We start from the raw sequence: 23264 nt of genomic DNA, 5'->3' as shown, positions 1-23264 counted from the left end.
CCGCTACCGCGCCCCGTCCGCCTCCCTGGCCCACTGGCGGACGGGCCGCGCGTCCGGTGCCATGGGGAATCGGAACGGTCGGCACGGATCCGCCTCGGCCCAGGGCACCAGAGCCCGCTCCGGGTTTCCGGGCGTGGGGAGGTGAGCGGCGAGACGCCGATACACCTCACCCGCGTGCGCGGGGCGGTCGCCCGGTTTCTTGGCGAGGAGTTCCAGGACCAGGCTCTCGACGTCCTCCGGGATGTCGGGCCGCAGTGTCCGCAGCGGTTCGGGGGCGGCCTCGGTGTGCAGGCTCGGCACCATCAGCGGTGACTCGTGCTCGAAAACCGGGCGGCCGGTCAGCATTTCGTGGATCAGGCAGCCGAGGGCGTAGAGGTCCGTGCGCCGGTCCACGGGCTCGCCCAGTACCTGTTCCGGCGCCATGTACTGGAAGCTGCCGAGCCGCTCGCCGGTAGTGGTGAGCTTCTTGGTGTCCCCGTCGAGGATGGCCGCGACACCGAAGTCGAGCACCTTGACCACGCCGTCGGTACGGATGCGCACGTTGCCCGGCTTGAGGTCCCGGTGGACGACGCTCCGGGCGTGGGCGGCGGCCAGCACCGAGCAGATCTGCACACCGACGGCGGCGGTCTCCTCCAGGGTGAGCGTCTCGCGTTCCGCGATGTAATCGCCCAGGTCGAGGCCCTGGACGTACTGCATGACCAGGTAGTGGGTGCCCGTTTCGACACCCAGGTCGTACACCGCCGCGAGTCCCGTGTGGTCGAGCCGCGCGACCGCCTTCGCCTCGCGCTCGAACCGCCCGGCGTCATGAGCGATCTGGTCCGGGGTCAGCCCGCTCGTCGGCGTCATCGTCTTGACGGCGACCGGCCGGCCCAGGTGTTCGTCGTCCGCCATCCACACCTGCCCCATGCCTCCGCGGCCGATGGGACTTTTGATGCGATAGCGCTTGGCGATGAGCGTTCCGATGTCCATAGGCGACTGAGTGTGCCACTGTCATGCACGGTCAGGAATCACACCCCTGCGGTTTCGTACGCGCCCGGAAAACGGAATTTCTGTTGACTGAGTTCACGAACGATGCTCTCATGGGAGCCCGGAGACACCGGTCCGTCACGAGCACCGGAGCAGCTACGGTGAGCGGTGCGGGTCGGCGCGGGAACGAGTGAGGGTTTTGTGGACGTCTTCAAGGTGCACGAGCAGCTGATCGCCGACTACCAGGACTTCACCACGGGATCCGTCGTCGTGAAGAACGCGCGGATCGAGGAGACCGTCCGCGAGGCGCTCGTGCAGGGCAACCAGTGGCCCGACCCCTGGCTCTCCCTGAATCCCAGCTTCGCTCCCGGCGGCACCGTCAGCCAGCTGGTGGCCGAGGGGCTGCTGCACCCGGAGTGCGAGCGGATCTTCCGCGTGGGCAAGGAGAAGAACGGCCCGCCGGAGCAGGGGCGCCCCATCGTCTTCCACCGGCATCAGCGCGACGCGATCGAGGTGGCCCGGGCTGGCGGAAGCTATGTCCTGACCACAGGCACCGGCTCCGGCAAGAGCCTCGGCTACATCGTGCCGATCGTGGACCGTGTGCTGCGCGCCAAGCAGGAGGGGGCGGCCTCCGGCGTCCAGGCGATCATCGTCTACCCCATGAACGCCCTGGCCAACAGCCAGAAGTACGAGCTGGAGAAGTTCCTGCAGCACGGCTACGGCGAGGGCCGGGAGCCCGTCACCTTCGCGCGGTACACCGGTCAGGAGAGAGAGGACGAGCGGGAGAAGATCCTCGAGAGCCTTCCGGACATCCTGCTCACCAACTACGTGATGCTGGAGCTGATGCTCACCAGGCCCCGGGAGCGCAAGGCCCTCATGCGCGCCGCCCAGGGGCTGCGATTCCTGGTCCTCGACGAACTGCACACCTACCGCGGCCGCCAGGGCGCCGATGTCGCCCTGCTCGTCCGCCGGGTCCGCGACGCCTGTGCCGCGCCGGATCTGCAGGTGGTGGGCACCTCGGCGACCATGTCGACCCAGGGCACCCTCGAGGACCGGCGGCGGGCCGTGGCCGACGTGGCGACGACCCTCTTCGCCACCCCGGTCACCCCGGAGCGCGTCGTGGGCGAGACGCTGGTGCGCGCCACCCGCGACCAGGATCCGGCGGACGCCGAACTGGCCGAGCGCATACGGACGCGCGCGCCCTCGACCCACTACCACGTCCTCGCCGCCGACCCGCTCGCCTCCTGGATCGAGACCGAGTTCGGTCTGCGCACGCTCACCGACGGCCCGGACAAGGGCACTCTGGTGCGGGCCGAGCCGACGACGGTGCAGAAGGCGGCCCGCAAGCTGGCAGGGCGCACCGGAGAGTCCTACGAGGACTGCGTGGCCGCCATCCGTGACACGCTGCACGCCGGTTCGAAGGCCCGGGATCCGGAGACCGGCCGTCCGCTGTTCGCCTTCCGGCTCCATCAGTTCCTGTCCAAGGGGGACTCGGTGTACGTCTCCCTGGAGGACGAGCAGACCCGGTACATCACCCGCACCTACCAGGTGCGGGTGCCCGGCGCCAAGGACAAGATCCTGCTGCCGCTGTCCTTCTGCCGTGAGTGCGGTCAGGAGTACCTGACCGTGGCGCGTGAGGAGCGTCCGGACGGCTCGTACCGCTTCCGGCCGCGCACCGAGGACGACGAGGACAACGGCTACCTGTACGTCAGCGCCGACAACCCCTGGCCGGACGAGACCGGCAAGGCGATCGACGAGCAGCGCTTCCCCGACAGCTGGCTGAAGACGGACGAGGACCGGGGCGTCCAGGTGCTCGTCGACAGCCGCCGCAAGCGCGTGCCGCAGCCGGTGTGGGCAAGGCCCGACGGCTCGGTCGTCGACCGGGACCAGGGGCTGTACGCGGCGTACATCCCCATGCCCTTCATGTTCTGCCTCAACTGCGGGGTCAGCTACGAATCCGCGCGCGGCAAGGACTTCAGCAAGCTGATGACGATGGACCAGGAGGGCCGCTCCACGGCCACCTCCGTCATCAGCTCCAGCATCGTGCGGCACCTCAAGCAACTGCCGCCGAGCGAGCTGGACGAGGACGCCCGCAAGCTGCTCACCTTCGTCGACAACCGCCAAGACGCCAGCCTCCAGGCGGGCCACTTCAACGACTTCGTCCTGGTGACCCAGTTGCGCGGGGCCCTCTACCAGGCCATGACGGAGGCCGGTGAGGAGGGCCTGCTGCACGAGGACCTGGCACCGGCAGTGGTCGACAAGCTGGGTCTGAAACCGCGGGACTACTCCGCCAACCCCAAGGAGGGGTCCCTGCAGGCCCGGCGCACCCGAGGGGCCCTGGCCAAGGTGGTCGAGTACCGGCTGTACCTGGACCTGGAGCGCGGCTGGCGGGTCACCATGCCCAACCTGGAGCAGACCGGTCTGCTGCGGCTGGAGTACGCGGACCTGGAGGAGATCGCCGCGGAGGAGGACCGCTGGGCGAAGGCGTCCGGGCCGCTGCGCACCGCGGATCCGGCCACGCGCGCGGAGCTGTCCCGCATCCTGCTGGACGAGCTGCGGCGCGTGCGCGCCGTGGACTTCCCGTACTTCGAGCAGTCCGGCTTCGACGAGTTGCGCAGGGTGTCGTATCTGCTGAACGACGCGTGGGGGCTCGCCGAGACCGAGCGCACCCCGCCTCCGCCGGGCACGGCCTACGTGCGCCCGGGCCGCCCGAACCGGTCCCGCAGCGAGATGAACATCACCGCCCGGGGTGCCTTCGGCAAGTTCCTGCGCCGCCCCGGTCGGTTCCCGGCGCTGGGCCGGGCCCTGACCCTGGACGAGGCGCAGCAGGTGATCGCCGACCTGGTCGAGGTGCTGGAGGAGGGCGGCCTGCTCACCGAGGTGCCCGCGGGACGCGGGGAGTCGCCCGGGTACCGCATCAACCACACGGCGGTGGTGTGGACGGCCCGGGACGACGAGTTCGGTGCGGTGGACCGGCTGCGCCGGACGTACGGCAAGGGCCGGGGGCCCCGCGTGAACCCGTTCTTCAAGAACCTCTACAAGAACGTCGCCGGCACGCTCGCCGGGCTGCTCGCCCGTGAGCACACCGCGCAGGTTCCGGCGCCGGTCCGCGAGACCCGTGAAGCGGACTTCCGCGCCGGCACCCCGCTGCCCCTGCTCTACTGCTCCCCCACCATGGAGCTGGGGGTGGACATCGCGAGCCTGAACGCGGTCGCGATGCGCAACGTCCCGCCCACGCCGGCCAACTACGCCCAGCGCAGCGGCCGCGCCGGCCGGCAGGGCCAGCCGGCGCTGGTCACGACGTACTGCGCCACCGGCAACAGCCACGACCAGTACTACTTCCGCCTGTCCCATCTGATGGTGGCCGGCGAGGTGGCCCCGCCCCGTCTGGACCTCGCCAACGAGGACCTGGTGCGCTCGCACGTGCACGCCATTTGGCTCGCGGAGACGGGCCTGGAACTGGGCCGGCGCATCCCGCACATCCTGGACGCCGACGGCGAGGAACCGTCGCTGCGGCTCTTCCCGCACGTCGTCGAGCAGATCCGCGACCCCGCCGCACAGCGGCGGGCGCTGAAGCGGGCCACCGCGGTGCTGCAGGAGTCACTGGACCGGCTGAGCGCCACCTCCTGGTGGGACGAGCAGTGGCTTCAGCGCACGGTGGAGAGGGCGCCGGGCGGCTTCGACAACGCGCTGGGCCGCTGGCGGGAGCTGTTCCGCAAGGCGCTGCGGGAGCGGGAGGTCCAGCACCGGCGCATCCTCGACAACACCCTGGGCAAGGAGGCCTCGGCGCAGGCCGAGCGCCGCCGGCACCAGGCGGAGACGCAGCTGAAGCTGCTGAAGAACGAGGACACCTCGGGCAGCACCCTGCTGTCGGACTTCACGCCGTACCGGTATCTGGCCTCCGAGGGTTTCCTGCCCGGGTACTCCTTCCCCCGCCTGCCGCTGGCCGCGTTCATCCCCGGCACCGGGCGGGCCACGCGCGGCGGCCGGGACGGCGACTACCTGCAGCGCTCGCGCTTCATCGCGATCCGCGAGTTCGGCCCCGGCGCCTTCATCTACCACGAGGGCAGCCGCTTCCAGGTCGACCGCATCCAGCTGCCCACCAGCGCCTCGGGCGATCTGCAGACCGAGGAGGCCAAGGTCTGCGAGCACTGCGGCTACCTGCACACCGGCGAGACCCTGGAGAGCACCTGCGACTTCTGCGGCCAGGAGCTGTCCGAGGCCCGCTACAACCTGCTCCAGCTCCGCACGGTCTTCACCAAGCGCCGGGACCGGATCTCCTCGGACGAGGAGGAGCGGCAGCGCACCGGCTACTGGGTCGAGGTGTCGTACAAGTTCAACAAGCACGGCACGCGGGACGGCTCGCTCAACTCGACGGCGGTCGACGCGGACGGCGCGGCACTCGCCGAGCTGACCTACGGCGACAGCGCCACCGTCCGCCTCACCAACCTCGGTTACCGGCGCAGCAAGCAGCGCTCCGGCTTCTGGCTGGACCCGGTCGAGGGCAAGTGGCTGGACGCCAAGAAGGGCCAGGACAAGCCGGGCAAGGAGACCACCGAGGAGCAGGACGGGCTGGAGAGCGCGGAGAAGGCGGACCGCAAGGTGCCGGTGATCCCGTACGTGCAGGACACCCGTAACATCCTGGTCCTCCGGCTCGCCGAGAAGGTGGCTCCCGAGGTGGCGGTGACGCTGCAGTACGCCCTGGAGCGCGGCATCGAGGCGGAGTTCCAGCTGGAGGACGGCGAGCTGGACACCGAGCAGCTGCCCCCGCTGGACGGTCCGCGGGACCGCATCCTGTTCATCGAGAGCGCCGAGGGCGGGGCGGGCGTGCTGCGCCGCCTGCAGGCCGAGCCGGACGCGCTGCGCCGGGCCGCGGCCCGGGCCCTGGAGATCGCCCACTTTCGGCCCGACGGCGCCGACACCGGCGGCCGGGAGGGCGGCCCGCGCTGCGAGATGGGCTGCTACGACTGCCTGCTGTCCTTCGGCAACCAGCGCTGGCACCAGGTCATCGACCGCAAGCTGGTGAAGGACCTGCTGCTGCGCTTCGCCGGTGCGAAGGTCGCCGACGCGGGCCCGGGTGTCTCCCGCGACGAGCACGCCCAGGCCCTCACCGACGCCGCCGACAGCTCGCTGGAGCGGCGGTTCATCGCCTTCCTGTCCCGGAAGGGCCTGAAGCTGCCCGACAAGCAGCAGGTCTTCGTGCCCAGCGCGCTGTCCCGCCCGGACTTCGTGTACGAGACGAAGACGGGCCCGGTGGCAGTGTTCATCGACGGGCCGCACCACGACGGCGACGTACAGGCCCAGCGGGACGAGGACGCGCAGGAGCGGCTGTACGACGACGGCTGGGACGTCATCCGCTTCCGTCACGACGACGACTGGTCGGAGGTCGTGGGCCGCTACCGTTCGGTGTTCGGCACCGACGCCTCCTGACCTGCTCAGTCTCACACCACGCACGCTTCTTCCGAAAGGTCCACCGATGACGTCGCCCACCACCGCCGCGCCCGCCCGGGACGGCGAGACGCGGTTCGCGGTCGGCTCGCTGGTGCGGGCCCGCGGCCGGGAATGGGTCGTACTGCCCGAGTCGAAGCCCGAGTTGCTCGTCCTGCGCCCGCTGGGCGGCACGGACGACGACATCGCCGGGGTGCTGCCGGCCCTGGAGACGGTGGAGCACGCCAGCTTCGCCCCGCCGAGCCCCGCCGACCTCGGTGACCAGGCGGCGGCCGGGCTGCTGCGCAGCGCCCTGCGGATCGGTTTCCGCTCCAGCGCGGGCCCGTTCCGCTGCCTGGCCGGCATCTCCGTGGAGCCCCGCCCGTACCAGCTGGTACCGCTGCTGATGGCGCTGCGGCAGGAGACCGTGCGGCTGCTGATCGCCGACGACGTCGGTATCGGCAAGACGGTGGAGTCGGGCCTGATCGCGGCCGAGCTGCTGGCCCAGGGCGACGCCCGCGGGCTGGTCGTGCTGTGCAGCCCGGCACTCGCGGAGCAGTGGCGGGCGGAGCTGCGGGGCAAGTTCGGCATCGACGCCGAGCTGGTGCTGGCCTCCACGATCGGACGCCTGGAGCGCAGCCGCCTGTACGGGCAGTCGGTGTTCCGCCCGGACCGCAACTACGTCGTCTCCACCGACTTCATCAAGTCGCCCCGGCACCGGGACGACTTCATCAAGAACTGCCCCGACCTGGTGATCGTCGACGAGGCGCACACTTGCGTCGCGGACTCCTCCCCGGGCGGCGGCCGCCAGCAGCGCCAGCAGCGTTACGCCCTGCTGCGTGCCCTCGCCGACGACCCCGCACGCCACCTGGTGCTGGTGACGGCGACCCCGCACAGCGGCAAGGAGGAGCCCTTCCGCAACCTGCTGGGCCTGCTGGACAAGAAGCTGGAGTCGATCAGCCTCGACCACGAGGCGGGCCGCGCCCTGCTCGCCCGGCACTTCGTGCAGCGCCGGCGTGCCGACATCCGCGACGACTTCCGCGACGACGCCAACTTCCCGAGCGACCGGCTCTCCCGCGAGGTCTCCTACACGCTGCACCCGGAGTACCGGAACCTCCTTGGGGAGGTGCTCGGCTACGCCCGCGAGACGGTGCGCGGCGCGGACGGCGCCCTCCAGCAGCGCATCCGCTGGTGGTCGGCGCTCGCCCTGCTGCGCGCACTCGGCTCCTCCCCCGCCGCCGTGCGCAAGACGCTGCGCACCCGGGCCGGGGTGCAGGACGCCGACTCGGTGACCGAGGCAGACGCCATCGGCAGCCGCACCGTCACCGACCCCGCCGACGACGAGTCGGCCGAGTCCGCCGACGCCGTCCCCGGCACCCTGCTGGTCCCCGGCGACACCGACCCGGACGCCCAGTCCCTGGACGAGGAGGACCGCGCCCGCCTGCTGGCCATGGCCGAGGCCGCCGAGGCGCTCGCCGGCCCGGCGAAGGACCGCAAGCTCAAGCAGCTCATCGCCACGGTGCGGGAGCTGCTGGAGGAGGGCTACAACCCCATCGTCTTCTGCCGTTTCATCTCCACCGCCGAGTACGTCAAGGATCACCTGGACGCCGCCCTCAACAAGGGCGGCAAGGGAAAGAAGGGCAGCGGGAAGAAGGCGTACGCCGTCGAGGCGGTCACCGGTGAGCTCTCCCCCGACCAGCGGGTGGCCCGTATCGCGGCGCTGACCGAGGAGGGCGAGGACGGCGAGGCGCCCCCGGAGCGCCGGGTGCTGGTGGCCACCGACTGCCTCTCCGAGGGCGTGAACCTCCAGGAGAGCTTCGACGCCGTCATCCACTACGACCTCGCCTGGAACCCGACCCGGCACGAACAGCGGGAGGGCCGCGTCGACCGCTTCGGGCAGCGCCGGGACGTCGTCAAGGCGGTCACGCTGTACGGCGCGGACAACGCGATCGACGGCATCGTCCTGGACGTGCTGCTGCGCAAGCACGCCCGCATCCGCAAGGCGACCGGCATCTCCGTGCCCGTGCCGGACTCGTCCGAGAACGTGATGCAGGCCGTCCTGGAGGGGCTCATCCTGCGCGGCGAGCGGGCCGAGTTCGAGCAGGAGGGCCTGTTCGCGGTGGAGTCGGTCGCCGGGAAGCAGGCGGCGGACCTGCACGAGGCCTGGCAGAGCGCCGCCGAGCGGGAGAAGGCCTCCCGCTCCCGGTACGCGCAGCACGCAGTGAAGAAGGACGAGGTGGCCAGGGAGGTCGCCGAGGTGCGGGCGTCGCTCGGCACGGGCGAGGAGGTACGCCGCTTCACCCGTCACGCTCTGACCGCGCTGCGCGGCGTCGCCGGCCCGCTGCGCGGCGAACCGGACGGCTTCACCCTGCACACCGAGGCCCTGCCCGCGGCGCTCCGCGACGCCTTCGACACGCTGCTCGGCCCGCGCCATCCCCGGCCGGTGGCGTTCCATGACGCGCCGACCGCCCCGCGCGGTGAGGTGGCGCTCACCCGCACCGACCCGGTCGTGGCGGCCGTCGCCCGTTTCGTCCTCGACGCGGCGCTCGACGACCGGATGCCGCAGTGGCAGCGCCCGGCCCGCCGCTGCGGGGTGGTCCGTACGACGGCGGTGACCAAGCGCACCACGCTCCTCCTGGTCCGCTACCGCTTCCAGCTCACGCTGCCCGGCCGCGACGGCAAGAACCATCAGCAACTGGCCGAGGACGCCCGCCTGCTGGCCTTCCGCGGCGGCGCGGCGAACCCCGAGTGGCTGCCCGAGGAGGAGGCGTTCGCGCTGCTGGACGCCCGTGCGACGCAGAACACCGAGCGCCAGTTCGCCCAGGACCACATCACGAAGATCCTGTCCTCCCTGGACTCCCTCATGCCCACGCTGGAGCAGCACGGCGAGGAGCTGGCGGCCCGCCTGCTGGAGTCGCACCGTCGGGTGCGCGGCGCCTTCCGGGACGTGCGCGGCGCCTCCGGCCCGGCCCGCCGCGGCCTGCGCGTCGCCGTCCAGGGTCGCCCGGACGTGCTCGGCGTGTACCACTACCTGCCGGTCCCCGTCCTCACCGGCACCACCACGAACGGGGAAGCCCGCTGATGAGCCTCGCGAAGACCATCGTCACCGACTCCGTCCTCACCGTCGGCGGCCTGCTGCCGCCGGACATGCTGATGCGCATCCGCGACGGCAAGGACGTGCCGGGAGCCCAGCCCGCCGACTACGGCCTGTTCGCGGTCAACGACACCGTCCGGGACGCCGCCGAGCGCTCCTGGTCGTACCTCAAGGGCGTGTGGGCGGCCTTCCAGGACCAGCTCGCCAAGGACGGCGCCGACAGGAACGACGGCATCCCGGCCGTGGGCGTGACCGTCGAGCGCTGGCTGCTGCCGCTGTTCGAGCAGTTCGGCTACGGCCGTCTGCCGGACGCGCCCGCCGAGGGCCTGCCGTCGGCGGACGGCGAGAAGCGGTTCGCGGTCAGCCACGTGTGGCAGGGCGCGCCGGTGCACCTGACCGGCTGGAACGTCGACCTGGACCGCAGGAACGCGACGCTGCCGGGCCCGGCCCCGCAGTCGCTGCTCCAGGAGTACCTCAACCGCAGCGGCGACCAGGCCCTGTGGGGCGTGCTCGCCAACGGCCGACTGCTGCGCCTGTTGCGCGACTCCACCTCCCTGGTCGGCTCGGCGTACGTCGAGTTCGACGTCGAGGGCATCTTCGAGGGCGACCGCTTCGCCGACTTCCTGCTCCTGTGGCGCCTGGCCCACCGCTCCCGCCTGGAACCCCGCGGCGACAGCGGCCCGGCCGGCTGCTGGCTGGAGAAGTGGCGCACGGAGGCCGTCGCGAGCGGCACCCGCGCCCTCGACCAGCTGCGCAAGGGCGTGGAGAAGGCCCTGGTCACCCTGGGCACCGGATTCATCTCCCACCCGGACAACGGCGGGCTCCGCGAGAAGCTCCACGCGTCCGAGGTCACGGTCCGGGAGGTGCACCCGGCGCTGCTGAACCTGGTGTACCGGCTGCTGTTCCTGTTCGTGGCGGAGGACCGCGACCTGCTGATCCCGCCGGACGCGCCGGCCGAGGCCCGCGAGCGCTACGAGAAGTACTTCTCCACGGCCCGCCTGCGCCGCACGGCCACCCGCCGCACGGGCAGCCCGCACGGCGACCAGTGGCACGCCCTGCGCCTGGTCCTGGACGGCCTCGGCAAGGAGGGCGGCCTGCCGGAGCTCGGCCTGCCGGGCCTGGGCGGCCTGTTCGAGCGCACGGAGAAGGACGCGGTGCTCGACGGCCTGGAGCTGTCCAACGAGGCCCTGTTCACGGCGGTGAAGGCCCTGTCCGTCGTGGTCGACCCCAAGCTGAACCGCCCGCGCCGCGTGGACTACCGCCACCTCGGCGCCGAGGAACTGGGCTCCATCTACGAGTCCCTGCTGGAGCTGGTGCCGCGCTTCAACCCCGCGGCGAACAGCTTCGAGCTGCGCACGCTCGCCGGCAACGAACGCAAGACGACCGGCTCGTACTACACGCCCTCCTCGCTGATCGACTGCCTGCTCGACTCCGCCCTGGACCCGGTGATAGACGACGCGGTCAAGTCGGGGACGACCCGCGAGGAGCAGGAGGCGGCGCTGCTGCGCCTGACGGTGTGCGACCCGGCGTGCGGCTCCGGCCACTTCCTGGTCGCGGCGGCCCGCCGCATCGCCAAGCGCCTGGCGGCGGTCCGTACGGACTCCCCGGAGCCGAGCGCGGAGGCGACGAGGACTGCGCTTCGGGATGTGATCAGCCGCTGTATCTACGGCGTGGACCTCAACCCCATGGCCGTGGAACTGGCCAAGGTGTCCCTGTGGATCGAGTCCCTGGAGCCCGGCAAGCCGCTCAGCTTCCTCGACGCGCACCTCAGGCACGGCAACGGCCTGGTCGGCACGACACCGAAGCTGCTGGCGGAGGGCCTGCCCGACGAGGCATTCAAGCCGATCGAGGGCGACGACAAGACGTGGGTGACGGCGCTGCGCAAGCGCAACGCCGCGGAGCGGGCGGCGTGGCAGGCCCGGTTGTCGGGCGTCCACCAGGGCGAGCTGTTCACGTCGGTCACGGCGCTGGCCAGCTCGAACGTGAAGCTGGCTCGGGCGGCTGCGGACATCACCAACGCGCGCAACGACGACCTGGAGCACGTGCACCGGCAGCGGGACGCGTATCTGGCGCTGACGGCGGACCCGGAGTCGGACTACGTCCGTGAGCGGGACCTGGCCGACGCGTGGTGCGCGGCGTTCGTCTGGGAGAAGACCAAGGAGGCCCGGCCGCCGGCCCTGACCCTGGAGAGCCTGCTCGCCCTGCGGGAGGGCGGCTGGGAGAAGCTGCCGGAGGGCACGCGGGAGGAGGTCCACCGGCTGCGGGACGACTACCGGTTCTTCCACTGGCACCTGGAGTTCCCCGAGGTGTTCTCCGTCCCGGAGGACGCGGACTTCTCGGCCACGGGGGTGGATGAGCGCACCGGGTGGGGCGGGGGGTTCAGCTGTGTACTGGGAAATCCGCCGTGGGAGCGGGTCAAGCTCCAGGAGCAGGAATTCTTCGCGACGCGGAGCGAGAAGATCGCGGGCGCGAAGAACAAGGCGGCCCGGGAACGGCTGATCAAGGCGCTGGTGGCGAGCGAGGAGCCGGCGGAGCGCAAGCTGTACACGGACTTCGTCGCGGCCAAGCGCCAGGCGGAGGGCATCAGTCACCTGCTGCGCGACTCGGGCCGCTTCCCGCTGGCGGGCCGGGGTGACGTGAACACGTACGCCGTGTTCGCCGAGACGGCGTCCCTGGGCATCGCCCCGCACGGGCGCTTCGGCCTGGTGCTGCCGACCGGCATCGCGACGGACGCGACGACGGCGCCGTTCTTCTCCCAGTTGGCGAGAAGTGCGCGAGTCGCGTCCTTCCTGGGGTTCGAGAATGAGGCGTATTTGCTGAGCCGAGAAGTTCACCACTTCACTCGGTTCTGCCTGATGACAGTGACAGGCCGGGAAGAGCGAGTGCGGGAGGCGTCCTTCGCTTTCGGCACTCGGTACATGGAAGATTTGCCGAGCCGCCGCTTCACTATGCCCCCCGAGGAGATCCTGCTGGTCAATCCCAACACCGGCACCTTGCCTCTGTTCCACTCACGCCGGGACGCCGAGATTACGCTGGGGATCTACCGCCGGGTGCCGGTCCTGATCAGGGAGGGCGACCCGGACGGCAACCCGTGGGGTTTGTCGTTCACGAGGTTGTTCCACATGTCGGACGACGCACATCTGTTCCGTAGGCGAGAGCAGTTGGTAGCCGAAGGCTGGAACCTGAACGGCAACGTCTTCGAGCGGGACGGCAAGCGGTACCTGCCGCTGTACGAGGCGAAGATGCTGCACCACTTCGACCACCGCCTGGGCACGTATGACGGCCAGACGGAAGCCCAGGCCAACATGGGAACATTGCCTCGGGTGACGACGGAGCAGCACGACGATCCGAGCTTCGTATCGATACCGCGGTACTGGGTGCCAGAATTCGACGTGGAGACCGGAAAGCAGGACAGAAAAGGGAACGCAGTCAAAGAGCCAGGTATGGCCTCTCGATTGACGGAGAAGGGATGGCGTCGGGGCTGGCTCATGGGTTGGCGTGATATCAGCAATGCAACAAACGCACGCACGATGGTGGCATCTCCTCTCCCCGCCTACCCGGTTGGCCACACTTACTACCTGATGTTTCCTGAAGACGCTAAGTCTGCAGCCCTTCTTCAAGCATGCTTCAGCGCCTTCGCGCTTGACTACGTCATCAGGCAGAAGATCGCTGGTACCCACCTTACTCACGGCTACCTGTATCAGCTCCCGGTCCCGCTGCCCTCCGCTTTCGACGACCTGGATGACGGCGCCGCTTGGGTGATCCACCGAATTGCAGAACTCACATACACAGCTCACGACATGGTCTACTACGCCCGTGACCTGGGCATCGATGGCCCTCCATTTCGCTGGAACGAACACCGTCGCGAACTGATCCGCGCCGAGCTGGACGCCGCCTTCTTCCACCTGTACGGCTTGGACCGTGACGAGGTCGACTACGTCATGGAGACGTTCCCCATCGTCAAGCGGGAGGACGAGGCCGTCCACGGCACCTACCGCACCAAGGACCTGATTCTCGACATCTACGACCGCATGGCCGAAGCCAAGCGCACCGGCACCGCCTACCAGACCATCCTCGACCCGCCCCCCGGCCAGGGTCCCCGCCACCCGGCGTAGCCCACCGCTGCCACACCACCACGCCTGAGCACCCCCCACCGGCGCACCGCCCTAGCGGTGCGCCGTACTCGGCGTCTCCAGCACCCGCCGCCGCACCATCCAGGAGCCGCCCATGGAACCACGCAACTACCGCATGGTCGTGTCGACCAAGCAGGACTTCGTCACGGCCTCCGCCATCGCGGATCGCCAACTGCACCACTGGCTGGGGGTGATGAAGCGATACGACACCTCGGCCCTGGACAAGGGCCGCAACGAGATAGCCGAGGGGGTGACCCTCGACTACGACACCGTCTCCGGCCGGCACGGCGCCTACTCCCGCTGGCGCCTGCGCGAGTGGAAGGAGCGGCCGGTCCCGGGCACCTGGCAGTCCACGCTCGTCGTCCGCTCGGACCCCCGGGAGGACGACCGCCGCACCTGGATCCAGGTCGACATCGAGCACCTCCCGGCGTCCTCGACCGTGCGGCCCATCCGCGCCAACACGCCCGGTATCGCCAAGCTGCTGCTCGACGCGCTCGACGCCCAGGACGGTCTCGCCGACGTCGGCACGGTCCCGAAGTTCATCGAACCGGACGACGTGGAGGAGGTGATCGAGGAACTCTGCGATCTGGACCGCAGGCTCCCCATCGTCGTGGCGAGCGTGCCCTACGGGCAGGACCCGGAGGTCTGGACGGAGAAGGTCGTCGAACCGGCCTTCAAGCCCCTCGCCGGCCTCGCCGTGATGTACGTGCTTCGCCCGGACGCACAGCATTTGTTCGAGGACACCTTCGAGCACCACCGCGTCTTCGGCGGCGGCATCCGCACCTACCTCCCCGGCGTGGATCCGGCCTGGCAGCCTGACGCCCAGCGCCACCCGGTGATGTCACGGGCCACGCTGGAGGCGAATCCGAAACGGGCGGCGGCCATCCTCGCGGCCCTCCCTCAGCGACTGGCCCTGCGCCTGCCGCTCCCCGGGCCCCTGGACAACCTGCCCGTCCAGCGCACCCGCCCCCGCCCGGCGGCCCACGGCTCGGGCCTGGACGAACTCCGTGCGGAGAACGCCACCCTGACCAAGATGCTCGCCGAGGCGGAGCAACGGGAGAACGCCAACGCGGACGTCCTGCGCGACCTGCGCCAGCAGCTCCAGATCGCCGAGGAACTGGAATTCGACCAGGCCGCCGAGAACCAGGACCTGTACGCCAAGCTCAAGCACGCCGAGCGCCAGATACGGGCCTTGCAGATACGGCTTGAAAAGGCAGGTCAGTACGACCTCGCGCACGTGCCCGTCGAGGAACCCGCCGACTACCCGGCCACCTTCGCCGAGATCCTCGACCGGATGGGCGAGTTCCCCCATCTGCGCTTCACGGGCAACCAGAAGATCACCAGGGAACTCGACGCCCAGTGCATCGGCAACTGGGTCGAGGTCGCCTGGGACGCCCTCTGCGCCCTCAATGACTACGCCGCCGCGTCAGCCGCCGGCACGGCGGGCGGCGACTTCCGCCACTGGTGCTCCCACCTGCCGGACGACTGCAAGCACCCCTTCCCGGCAGGCAAGGTCAAGATGAAGGAGTCCAAGACCGTCGGGAGTCGCGAGAACTGGCGCCGGGAGCGCACGTTCCCGGTTCCCGAGACCGTCCACCCGAGCAAGAAGCTGTTCATGGAGGCCCACCTCCGCATAGGCGGCGGCAACATGGTGGCCCCACGGCTCTACTTCCACGACGACGGCCCCAACACCGGCCTGGTATACGTCGGTTACCTCGGCCCGCACCCCACCAACACGAAGACCTGAGCGCTCAGCGTCCGGAGACGAACCGTACGAACGCGTCCCACTCCCGGCGCCGGAAGGCAAGCTGGGCACGGGCGGGGCCCTTGGAATCCCTCACGTGCACGGCGCCGGGAGTAGCGGCGGTCTCCAGGCATTCGCCGCCTTCCGCTCCGCTGTAGCTGCTCTTGAACCAGGCAAGTTCCGGCGAGGTTGCGTCAGTGGTCATCTCTCTCCCAACAGTTCCTTCATCAGGGCGAGGGACTCACGCGGGGTATGGGCCTGCCCACGAATGATTCCGTGGCGCGCGGCCAGGATACGCACCTCCTCGGGGTCCGCCATCAATTGGCCGACACCTTGCACCTCCAGGTAGGTGACCTGCTGCTTCCCTTTCGGGGTCAGCAGCACGAACGGCCCGTCCACCCCGGGGTTCTCCTCGCAGTCCAGCGGCAGCACCTGCAGAGTGATGTTGCGCAACCGACCGAGCTCGACCAGGCGCCCCAACTGCCCTTGCCGCACCTTGCGTCCTCCGAGCTTGCGCCGCAGCACAGATTCGTCGATGGCTGCCTTCAGCACCCCACCGGCGTTGAGGAGTTCATCCGCCGCCTCCAGCAGCCCCCGCTGCGGCGTCCGCCTCCCTCTCTCCACCGAGGAGATGAGATCTTCGCTGTACCCGAGCGCGTCGCCGAGCTCCTTCTGCGCCATCCCGGCCCGTTCCCGCAGCACTTTCGGCTGCTTGCCGATCGCCCGCATCAGGTCGCTGCTCAGCTCGCCGTCGTCGTACGACTCGTAGGACTCCTGCGCCGCCGACACCATCACCCCCATCTCAGATCACGGCCGACATCCCGCACGGGACACCGTCCGTACCGGTACACGCACCCTCCGTACCGAAGGGATTGCTGGTCAGCGTGAGCGGGCCGACCACGCTCGGTGATATGAAGCCGCACATCTCCACCCCCGGGGTGACCCGGCAGTTCACCCAGCTCCTCAGCGTCACGCCCCGCGGTGTCCGCCTGGCTCGGCTCCTGGCGGCGCAGCAGCTCGCGGAGTGGGGATGGCCGCCCTCATGCACCGCCAGGGAGTCCGCGGCCGTGGTGGTCGCCGAGCCGGCCGCGAACGCGGTGACCCACGGCCGGGTGAAAGACCGCTGTTTCCGCCTCGGGCTGGTCGTCGAGGCGCCGAACACCCTCCGTGTCGAGGTCGCCGACCCCCGCGGCGAGCGCCGACCCCAGCCCCGTACCACCACTGTTCCCGGCCCCGACCCCGACGAGTCCGGGCGCGGTCCGGTCCTCGTCGACGCGCTCGCCCCCCGCTGGGGCACGGAGCCCCGGCCGCCTTCCGGAAAGACCGTCTGGGCATGTCTCCCACTCACCTGACGGGGAATGCGAGACAGTCCGTTCACAGACGGACACACGGCGTGGACAACGGCCGGGGAGGTGGAGAGAATCCTGTTCACATCATCGTGCTCAGCAGTGGCCGGACGCACCACCCGGCCCGGTCGGGCGGTGACACGGGGCCGGCACGGGGGTGCCGGGTGGGGGAAGGACGTACGCATGGGGGAAGGCAGTGCCGCACCGCGCATCCCACAGGGGATCGAGTTGTACGGCGGCACCGACGGAGCCGTGACCTGGAGCGGCGTCGGGCTGACGCCCGAGGTGATGCGGGAGTTAGGTGCCGGGCCGTGGGCCGAGCGGGCCGGCGACCTGGAGGCGACCCGGGACATCGTCGCCGAGCTGCGGTCGCTGGCCACGACCGACATGGAGACCGAGTTCATCGGCGCCCTGCTGGCGACCGAGCCGGAGCCGAAACCCTGGCAGTTCGGCGAGGCCCTGGCCGAGGTGCTGCTGGAGCACTGGCACGGCGCGGTGTGGCTGTGGGACGGCGCCCGGGATCGGCGCACCCGCAAGGCGAGCCTGCCGGGTGCCGACCTGGTGGGCTTATGGGTGGCGGACGGGACGGCGACGCTGCTGTTCGGCGAGGTGAAGTCGTCGTCGGAGGCGAAGAGTCCGCCGAAGGTGATGACCGCCCGGCCGGACGGCATGATCGAGCAGCTCAAGCGGCTGTCGCAGGGGAACGACCACTTCACGCTGATGAAGTGGCTGCGCCATCGGTGCCGCAGCGCCGAGCACGTCAGCGCTTACCAGATCGCGGCCCACCGCTTCATCAGCTCGCGGGGCAGGGACTTCCGGCTGTTCGGTTGCCTGGTGCGGGACACCGCTCCCCTGGCCACGGACCTGAGCGGGCCCGCCGCCGAGCTGGCCAAGACGGTCGTGGAGCCGATGCACGCGCTGCTGACCGCCTGGTACCTGCCGATCGGCATGGCCGCCTGGCCCGCCCACGCGGGGGTGGGTGACGTTGGCTGATCTGGGCTGGCTGGAAGGCGCGCTCGAACCGGAACTCGTACAGGAGGCCGGTGAGCGGGCGCAGCGCGTGCTGATCGGCTCGGCCCTGCGGGCGGTCGACGCGGAGGTTCCCCAGGGTTCCCCGGACAGTCGCGAGGCGGTCGACTTCGCGGTGGGGGCCCTGGATCTGCTGGCATGGGACGCCATCGCGGAGGATCCGAAGGCCACCTCCACACGACGGCTGTGCGGGCAGATGTTCGCCCTGGCGCGGGCGCGGCTGCCCGAGGGCGACTCCCCCGAGGCGCGGCTGGAGCTGCTGCGCACCGCGTGCCTGGGGTGGATCGCCGACGAGACGCCGCTCGCGGCCCGGCTGCTCGCGGACGTCGAGCTGCCCTCCGCACCGGATCCCGAGGAGGACTGGGAGGGCCGGGTGCGGCGCGGCACGGCGGACGCGTGGCTGCTGTTGCTGCGCAAGCGCGGGTGGGAGGACCTCGACGCACTGGACCACGTCGTCGCCGGGCTGCGCGAGGACCAAGCGGCGTGGGAGGAGGCGTACCTGTCGCAGGCCGGGGACGACGCCCGGCCCGCCGCCTGGTCGCTGGCCGCGCACTACCACCTGCTCAAGACGGCGGAACTGCTCGCCGAGTACCTGGCGACCGGGCACCTGATGCGGGAGAAGCGGCCCAGCCGTCACTACGGGGTGCGCCAGCGCGTGCAGGCGCACTGCGACCGGGCCCTGGAGGCAGCGATGACCTCCGCCGATCCGGACCTGGAAGTGCTGGTCCGGCTGCTCGCGGCCACGGCGGATCAGATCGTCGACAACAGTCTGTGGACGGTGGCCCGCGCGGTCAGCCCGGAAGTGAACGCCTTCGTCGCCTCCCTCGTCGACCGGGGGCGGCCGCGCCCCATCTTCGAGGTGCTGCCGCCGCAGCGCGTGGCCCTCGCCGAGCAGGGTCTGATCAGGACGGCGCACCGCAGTGTGGTCGTCAGCCTGCCCACCAGCGCGGGCAAGACCCTGATCGCCCAGTTCCGCATCCTCCAGGCGCTGAACGCCTACGACAGGCAGCGCGGCTGGGTGGCGTACGTCGCCCCGAACCGGGCACTCGTGAACCAGGTGACGCGCCGGCTGCGCCGCGACTTCGCCGGCCTCGGAATCGGGGTGGAGCGGGTCAGCCCGGCCCTGGAGTTCGACGGCCTGGAGGCGGACATGCTCACCGACCGCAGCGAGCGGCAGTTCCGGGTGCTGGTGTCCACACCGGAGAAGCTGGACCTGCTGTTGCGGTCCGGCTGGCAGGAGAAGATCGGGCGTCCGCTGTGTCTGGTCGTGGCCGACGAGGCACACCACCTGGGCGTGGACAAACGCGGGATCAAACTGGAGCTGCTGCTCGCCACAGTCAACCGCGAGGCCCAGGACGCGGGGTTCCTGCTCCTGACGCCCTTCATCGACAACGGGGACGTCATCGCCGAGTGGCTGGACAGCGGCAGCCGCCAGTCGGTCGGCCTGTCCGTGGACTGGACCCCGAACGACCGCATCCTGGCGCTGGCCCAGCGCGAGCGCGCCCCGGGCAGCGGCGGTTTCCGGATCGCCCTGGAACCCCTGGTCACCAGCCGGAGAACACTCAGCGTGCCGGACCTGCTGCCCCTGGACGGATACCGGCCGCTCGGGCTGTCCTGGTCGCAGGTGAGCAGCCCGGGCAAGCTTGCCGCGGCGACGGCGACAGTTCTCGCGGCGCGCGGCCAGACCATCACGCTGGCGCAGCAGCCGGGCCACGCCTGGTCGATCGCTCAGACCATTGCGGGCGGGCGTACCGAGCTGACGGATGAGGGCGAGAACCTGCGGGCGGTGCGGGAGGTGGTCGAGGAGGAGTTCGGCGCGGACTTCCCGCTGGCAGGTCTGCTCGCCAAGGGGATCGGCGTCCACCACCGCGGTCTCCCGGACGAGATCCGAGTCGTCACGGAGTACCTGATGGAGACCGGTGACCTGACCCATCTGGTGTCCACCACGACCATCGCCCAGGGCGTCAACTTCCCGGTGGCGAACGTCGTCCTGGCCTCGCACCAGTTCCCGTACGGCAATGACATTCCGGCGCCCGACTTCTGGAACCTCGTCGGGCGTGCCGGGCGGGTCGAGCAAGGCGAGGTGGGCCTGATCGCGCTGGCCGCGGAGGACGAGGTGCGCGCCGGGAAGCTGCGGCAGTTCGTCGGCCGGCAGGTGGCGGAGCTGAACTCCACCCTCGTCGAGATGGTGCGCAAGGCCATGAGCGAATACGGCCACCTCGACCTGCACACCCTGGCGCACCTGCCCGAGTGGTCGTCCTTCGTGCAGTACCTGGCCCACACGTACCGCCAGATCGGCGACCACGAGGAGTTCGCCGAGGAGGCCGAGCAGATCCTCCGCGGCACGCTGGGCTTCCAGAACCTGCGGCAGACCAACCGCGACTGGGCCGCCCAGCTGACGCGCAGCGTGCGCGAGTACGCGGAACGCCTGTCCGGAAAGGCCCTGGGGCTGGTCGACAGCACCGGCTTCTCGTGGGAGAGCGTCGCGGGCACGCTGCAACGACTGGGGGAGGCGCAGATCGACCGCGACGTGTGGGGGAATCCCTTGTTCGAGGGGGACCGCAGACCCCTCGCCCAGCTGATCGGGATCATGCTCCAGGTGCCCGAACTGCGGGACAGCCTCCAGGACATCACGGCGGAGCACGAGGGCCGCAGTGGTGACTACATCGCGCGCGTCATCCAGGACTGGGTGGGCGGTGCGTCCGTACCGCAGCTGGCCGAAGACCACTTCATGAAGGCCGGCGAGAGGAATAGCCTCAAGGCCATCACCCGGTGCTGCCAACGGCTGTTCGGGGAAATGGCCCCCACGGTCTCCTGGGGCCTGTCGGCACTGCAGTCACTGACCTTGGGCCAGGAGTTCGCGACCCTCACCACCGAGACGCAGCGCGAACTGCGGAACATCCCGTCGTACGCCTTCTACGGCGTCCGCACCGAGGACGCCATCGCGATGCGGCTCGTCGGCGTACCGCGCTCGGCGGCGGCCCGCATGGCCGCGGCGATCGCCACCGAGGACCGCGTGAGCGGCCCCGCGGCGGCGCGCAGCCGGCTCGCCGCGCTGCCCGAGACGGCCTGGCGGTCGGCTCTGGGTGCCAAGGGCCCGGCCTACCGGACGGTGTGGCGGATCCTCGACGGGGTGCAGTGACTCACCGGACGCAGGACGCCCACAGTACGTACGCCCGACGAGCCTCCGCGAGCAGTGCGGCCGTGGCGGTCGGCGTGCCGAAGGAGTCCACCGCCTTCGCGGTCACCGTGCGCAGGTGATCGGCGGCGATCCGGGTCCGCTCCTGCCGGACCTCGTGCTGCCGTGAGGCGAGCGCCCGATCGCGCTCCCACATGTCCTCCAGCGTGCTGTCTCCCGGGTCCTCCACGTCGTGCACCGTGGGGATCCGTGGCAGGTCGTCCGCGGTGAGGCGCGGAACCGTCCATGCGTCGACGGCATCGGCCGGTCCGTCTTCCTCGTCCTCGCCGAACAGAATGCGACACACCACCGTGCGGTCCGCCTCTGACCTGGCCACCTCGGCCGCGAGCACGTCGAGCCGGTCGAGGAGGGCCGGGACGGCCGCGTGCTCGCGGTGGCGCAGCAACACGTCGAGTTCCTGTATCGCCTCGTCACCGGATTCCTGCGCGTGATCGAGTAGTTGGTTGCACCGGCCGATCTCGTCGAAGGCCCGCTGTGCGGTGCGCACCGCCTGCTCGATGTTCCGCAGTGACTGGTCCAGGTCGTCGTCCTCGCGGTCGCCCGGGACCTCCGCGTCGGGCGTTGTGCCGTACCTCGTGGTCACGCCGTTCCCCCCTTGTCCTCGTCCCCGCGACTGATCATAGGGACCCCGGTGAACGCCTGACACCACCGGCGAGCCCCGGAACGCCGCTCCGCCGAAGGGTGCCGGCTGCGCGTCCCGGTCTCACGCCCTTCCGCGAGGGCGTCGTCCTGCGCAATCTCGTCAATGATCTCCAGGTCTTCCCCGACCCTGTTCACTGGAGCTTCCGCATGCGCCGGGCCCCGCTCCGGCTGCCGGACGCCGACGCGGCCCTGATCAAGCGGGAACTGCAGCCGCTCCTGAAGCCCTACCGCTCAGTGGTGGGTGACCACTCCCTCGAGCGCCGATGACGAAGTGGCCTACGCTACGACGAGGCACCACGACACTGCCGCCCGTCGAGCGCGCGGCCCGCCCCGACAGGAGTCAGGTCCCTTGCAATTTCCGCCCGGTGACATGGTTGCCGCCTTCGGCTTACACATGCATTTCCAGTCCCTGGAACAGGTCCTGCGTGAACGCCATCCCGAACTGGCCGGAAGGGTCCTCTTCGACGACTCACAAGGACGGATGATCCTGAAGGTCCTCCTGTCCGGGACCCAGTCGGTCGGCCTGGCCCACTTACGCGTGGGGCACAGCATCGTCTGGGCGGTGATGGGCCCCGTCCTGAACAGCGAGCCGTCCCTCTGGCCGCTGAACACTCCCAACGATGTGCTCGTGGACGCCGTGCACGCCCATGCCTCGGCCCAGCTCACCGGAGAGCCGCTGCCTTCTCCCTGGCGCTGGAACGAGAGCGAGCCGTCCGAGATGACCGAGCTGGCCGACCTCCTGGACATGCGGGGTGTACGCGTGCGACGGGTGGTCGCCGGGAACGGGTACTTCGCCTACGGGCCACGCCACGCGCCGAAGCTCGACGTCGTCGACACCCGCGAGGGAGCGTTCCTGGAAGCCGAGTTTCCCGAGGCCTTCGTGCGCGTCTCACTCAAGCCCACCCTCGGATGGCTGGTGGACGTGCACACACCGCGGTGGGGCGGGTGGGGCCGTGTCGAACTCGCATGGTGCCTCCGCCGCACATCGTCCCCCACACCGGGCGTGCCACGTACGGACGTATCCGTGGAGGAACTCGCCGACTTGCTGGGCAAAGGACCGGAAGCATGGGACACGGAGCCGCCGTGGGCACCGCCGGAGCCCGCCGCCCCAACCTCTCCAAAGCCCCGATCCGCCATGCAGGACAGCCTCTTCGCAGACCTGCCCGTGCAGAACGACGTCCCCGAGTGGATGGAGGAGTTCCCCGATCTCCTGGACGGGTTCGAGGAGAGCGCACCCGAACGCCGCCCGGGCTCGCTGACCCCTCGGGAGATCACGGAAGCGGTCCTCCACCAACTCACCACGCTCGGTTTCTCGGACCTCGTGGAAGGTGAGGCCGGCATCCCGATCGAGTCCGAGGTGTTCCACATCGAGTGGCGCAGCACCACCGGCAAGGACTTGTCGGCCCCCGAGATCCAGCGGCTGAACGGCATGGCCGCGGCGGCCGGCGAGGAATTGCCCAAGCGTCTGATCCTCATCACGGGCGGCGGTCTCACCCGCCCGGCAGCGGAGTTCGCCGACAAGGCCAAGGCGTACGCCTTCCACCTGGACCGAACGACGGGCAGGCTGACCGCCCTCAACTCCCGTGCTCGAGAGGCGTCGCTGCCCGCCGATACGCCCGGCACACGGGTGCTCGAATCCTGGTGACCGCACAGCCGGGACGGGGAGAAGCCCCACCGGGGCTCC

13 protein-coding genes are annotated in these 23264 nt (G+C 70.4%); 9 read left to right on the top strand and 4 right to left on the bottom strand.

The features are described from left to right. Nucleotides 1-3: 3 nt before the first annotated feature. Entirely contained in the window at nt 4-969 is a 966-nt protein-coding gene (locus tag ABD335_RS13810) for a serine/threonine-protein kinase (RefSeq protein WP_344322591.1), read from the bottom strand. Nucleotides 970-1167: 198 nt separating this feature from the next. On the opposite strand from ABD335_RS13810, the gene ABD335_RS13805 reads away from it, so the two are divergent. The 4 genes from ABD335_RS13805 (at nt 1168) to ABD335_RS13790 (ending at nt 15367) form a co-directional block, all read left to right on the top strand. Beyond that, on the top strand, nt 1168-6396 hold the full coding sequence (locus tag ABD335_RS13805) for a DEAD/DEAH box helicase (protein ID WP_344322590.1): 5229 nt from the start codon (nt 1168-1170) through the stop codon (nt 6394-6396). Nucleotides 6397-6442: 46 nt separating this feature from the next. After that, nucleotides 6443-9475, top strand: coding sequence for a helicase-related protein (locus ABD335_RS13800; protein WP_344322589.1), 3033 nt, complete (start codon nt 6443-6445; stop codon nt 9473-9475). Further along, on the top strand, nt 9475-13602 hold the full coding sequence (locus ABD335_RS13795; protein WP_344322588.1) for an Eco57I restriction-modification methylase domain-containing protein: 4128 nt from the start codon (nt 9475-9477) through the stop codon (nt 13600-13602). Before ABD335_RS13800 ends, ABD335_RS13795 begins: the two co-directional genes overlap by 1 nt. Nucleotides 13603-13714: 112 nt before the next feature. Continuing rightward, nucleotides 13715-15367 carry a hypothetical protein gene (locus ABD335_RS13790; protein WP_344322586.1) on the top strand — a complete coding sequence of 551 codons (1653 nt, stop codon included), beginning with the start codon at nt 13715-13717 and terminating at the stop codon, nt 15365-15367. A 4-nt stretch (nt 15368-15371) separates the two neighbouring features. Here ABD335_RS13790 and ABD335_RS13785 read toward each other — a convergent pair whose 3' ends face one another. Next, nucleotides 15372-15569: a DUF397 domain-containing protein gene (locus ABD335_RS13785; RefSeq protein WP_344322585.1), complete on the bottom strand. Its 198-nt coding sequence runs from the start codon at nt 15567-15569 to the stop codon at nt 15372-15374. Continuing rightward, the gene (locus ABD335_RS13780; protein ID WP_344322584.1) at nt 15566-16165 is read right to left on the bottom strand and encodes a helix-turn-helix domain-containing protein; all 600 of its coding nucleotides are present in this window, start codon (nt 16163-16165) and stop codon (nt 15566-15568) included. Before ABD335_RS13780 ends, ABD335_RS13785 begins: the two co-directional genes overlap by 4 nt. A 110-nt stretch (nt 16166-16275) precedes the next feature. Between ABD335_RS13780 and ABD335_RS13775 the strand changes: the two genes are divergently transcribed. The 3 genes from ABD335_RS13775 (at nt 16276) to ABD335_RS13765 (ending at nt 20881) form a co-directional block, all read left to right on the top strand. After that, a complete protein-coding gene (locus tag ABD335_RS13775; RefSeq protein ID WP_344322583.1) occupies nt 16276-16716 on the top strand; it encodes an ATP-binding protein in 441 nt (146 codons plus the stop codon). A 177-nt stretch (nt 16717-16893) separates the two neighbouring features. Beyond that, nucleotides 16894-17703 carry a hypothetical protein gene (locus tag ABD335_RS13770; protein WP_344322582.1) on the top strand — a complete coding sequence of 270 codons (810 nt, stop codon included), beginning with the start codon at nt 16894-16896 and terminating at the stop codon, nt 17701-17703. Next, complete coding sequence (locus tag ABD335_RS13765; protein WP_344322581.1) at nt 17690-20881, top strand: DEAD/DEAH box helicase; 3192 nt, start codon at nt 17690-17692, stop codon at nt 20879-20881. Before ABD335_RS13770 ends, ABD335_RS13765 begins: the two co-directional genes overlap by 14 nt. 1 nt (nt 20882) lies before the next feature. On the opposite strand, the gene ABD335_RS13760 is transcribed toward ABD335_RS13765, so the two are convergent. Further along, complete coding sequence (locus ABD335_RS13760; RefSeq protein ID WP_344322579.1) at nt 20883-21521, bottom strand: hypothetical protein; 639 nt, start codon at nt 21519-21521, stop codon at nt 20883-20885. A 98-nt stretch (nt 21522-21619) separates the two neighbouring features. On the opposite strand from ABD335_RS13760, the gene ABD335_RS13755 reads away from it, so the two are divergent. Continuing rightward, nucleotides 21620-21847: a hypothetical protein gene (locus tag ABD335_RS13755; protein WP_344322578.1), complete on the top strand. Its 228-nt coding sequence runs from the start codon at nt 21620-21622 to the stop codon at nt 21845-21847. Next, the gene (locus ABD335_RS13750) at nt 21822-23225 is read left to right on the top strand and encodes a hypothetical protein (RefSeq protein WP_344322577.1); all 1404 of its coding nucleotides are present in this window, start codon (nt 21822-21824) and stop codon (nt 23223-23225) included. The genes ABD335_RS13755 and ABD335_RS13750 overlap by 26 nt, the downstream gene beginning before the upstream one ends. The last annotated feature ends 39 nt before the right edge of the window (nt 23226-23264 follow it).

The organism is Streptomyces macrosporus (assembly GCF_039533145.1).
Taxonomy (GTDB): domain Bacteria; phylum Actinomycetota; class Actinomycetes; order Streptomycetales; family Streptomycetaceae; genus Streptomyces; species Streptomyces macrosporus.
The sequence above is the reverse complement of the archived record's forward strand: the minus strand, read 5'-3'. Positions and strand labels throughout refer to the sequence as shown.

Coding starts and splice junctions, on each gene's coding strand:
- ABD335_RS13810 (WP_344322591.1), bottom strand. CDS start 969: ATGGACATCGGAACGCTCATCGCCAAGCGCTATCGCATCAAAAGTCCC.
- ABD335_RS13800 (WP_344322589.1), top strand. CDS start 6,443: ATGACGTCGCCCACCACCGCCGCGCCCGCCCGGGACGGCGAGACGCGG.
- ABD335_RS13795 (WP_344322588.1), top strand. CDS start 9,475: ATGAGCCTCGCGAAGACCATCGTCACCGACTCCGTCCTCACCGTCGGC.
- ABD335_RS13790 (WP_344322586.1), top strand. CDS start 13,715: ATGGAACCACGCAACTACCGCATGGTCGTGTCGACCAAGCAGGACTTC.
- ABD335_RS13785 (WP_344322585.1), bottom strand. CDS start 15,569: ATGACCACTGACGCAACCTCGCCGGAACTTGCCTGGTTCAAGAGCAGC.
- ABD335_RS13780 (WP_344322584.1), bottom strand. CDS start 16,165: ATGGGGGTGATGGTGTCGGCGGCGCAGGAGTCCTACGAGTCGTACGAC.
- ABD335_RS13775 (WP_344322583.1), top strand. CDS start 16,276: ATGAAGCCGCACATCTCCACCCCCGGGGTGACCCGGCAGTTCACCCAG.
- ABD335_RS13770 (WP_344322582.1), top strand. CDS start 16,894: ATGGGGGAAGGCAGTGCCGCACCGCGCATCCCACAGGGGATCGAGTTG.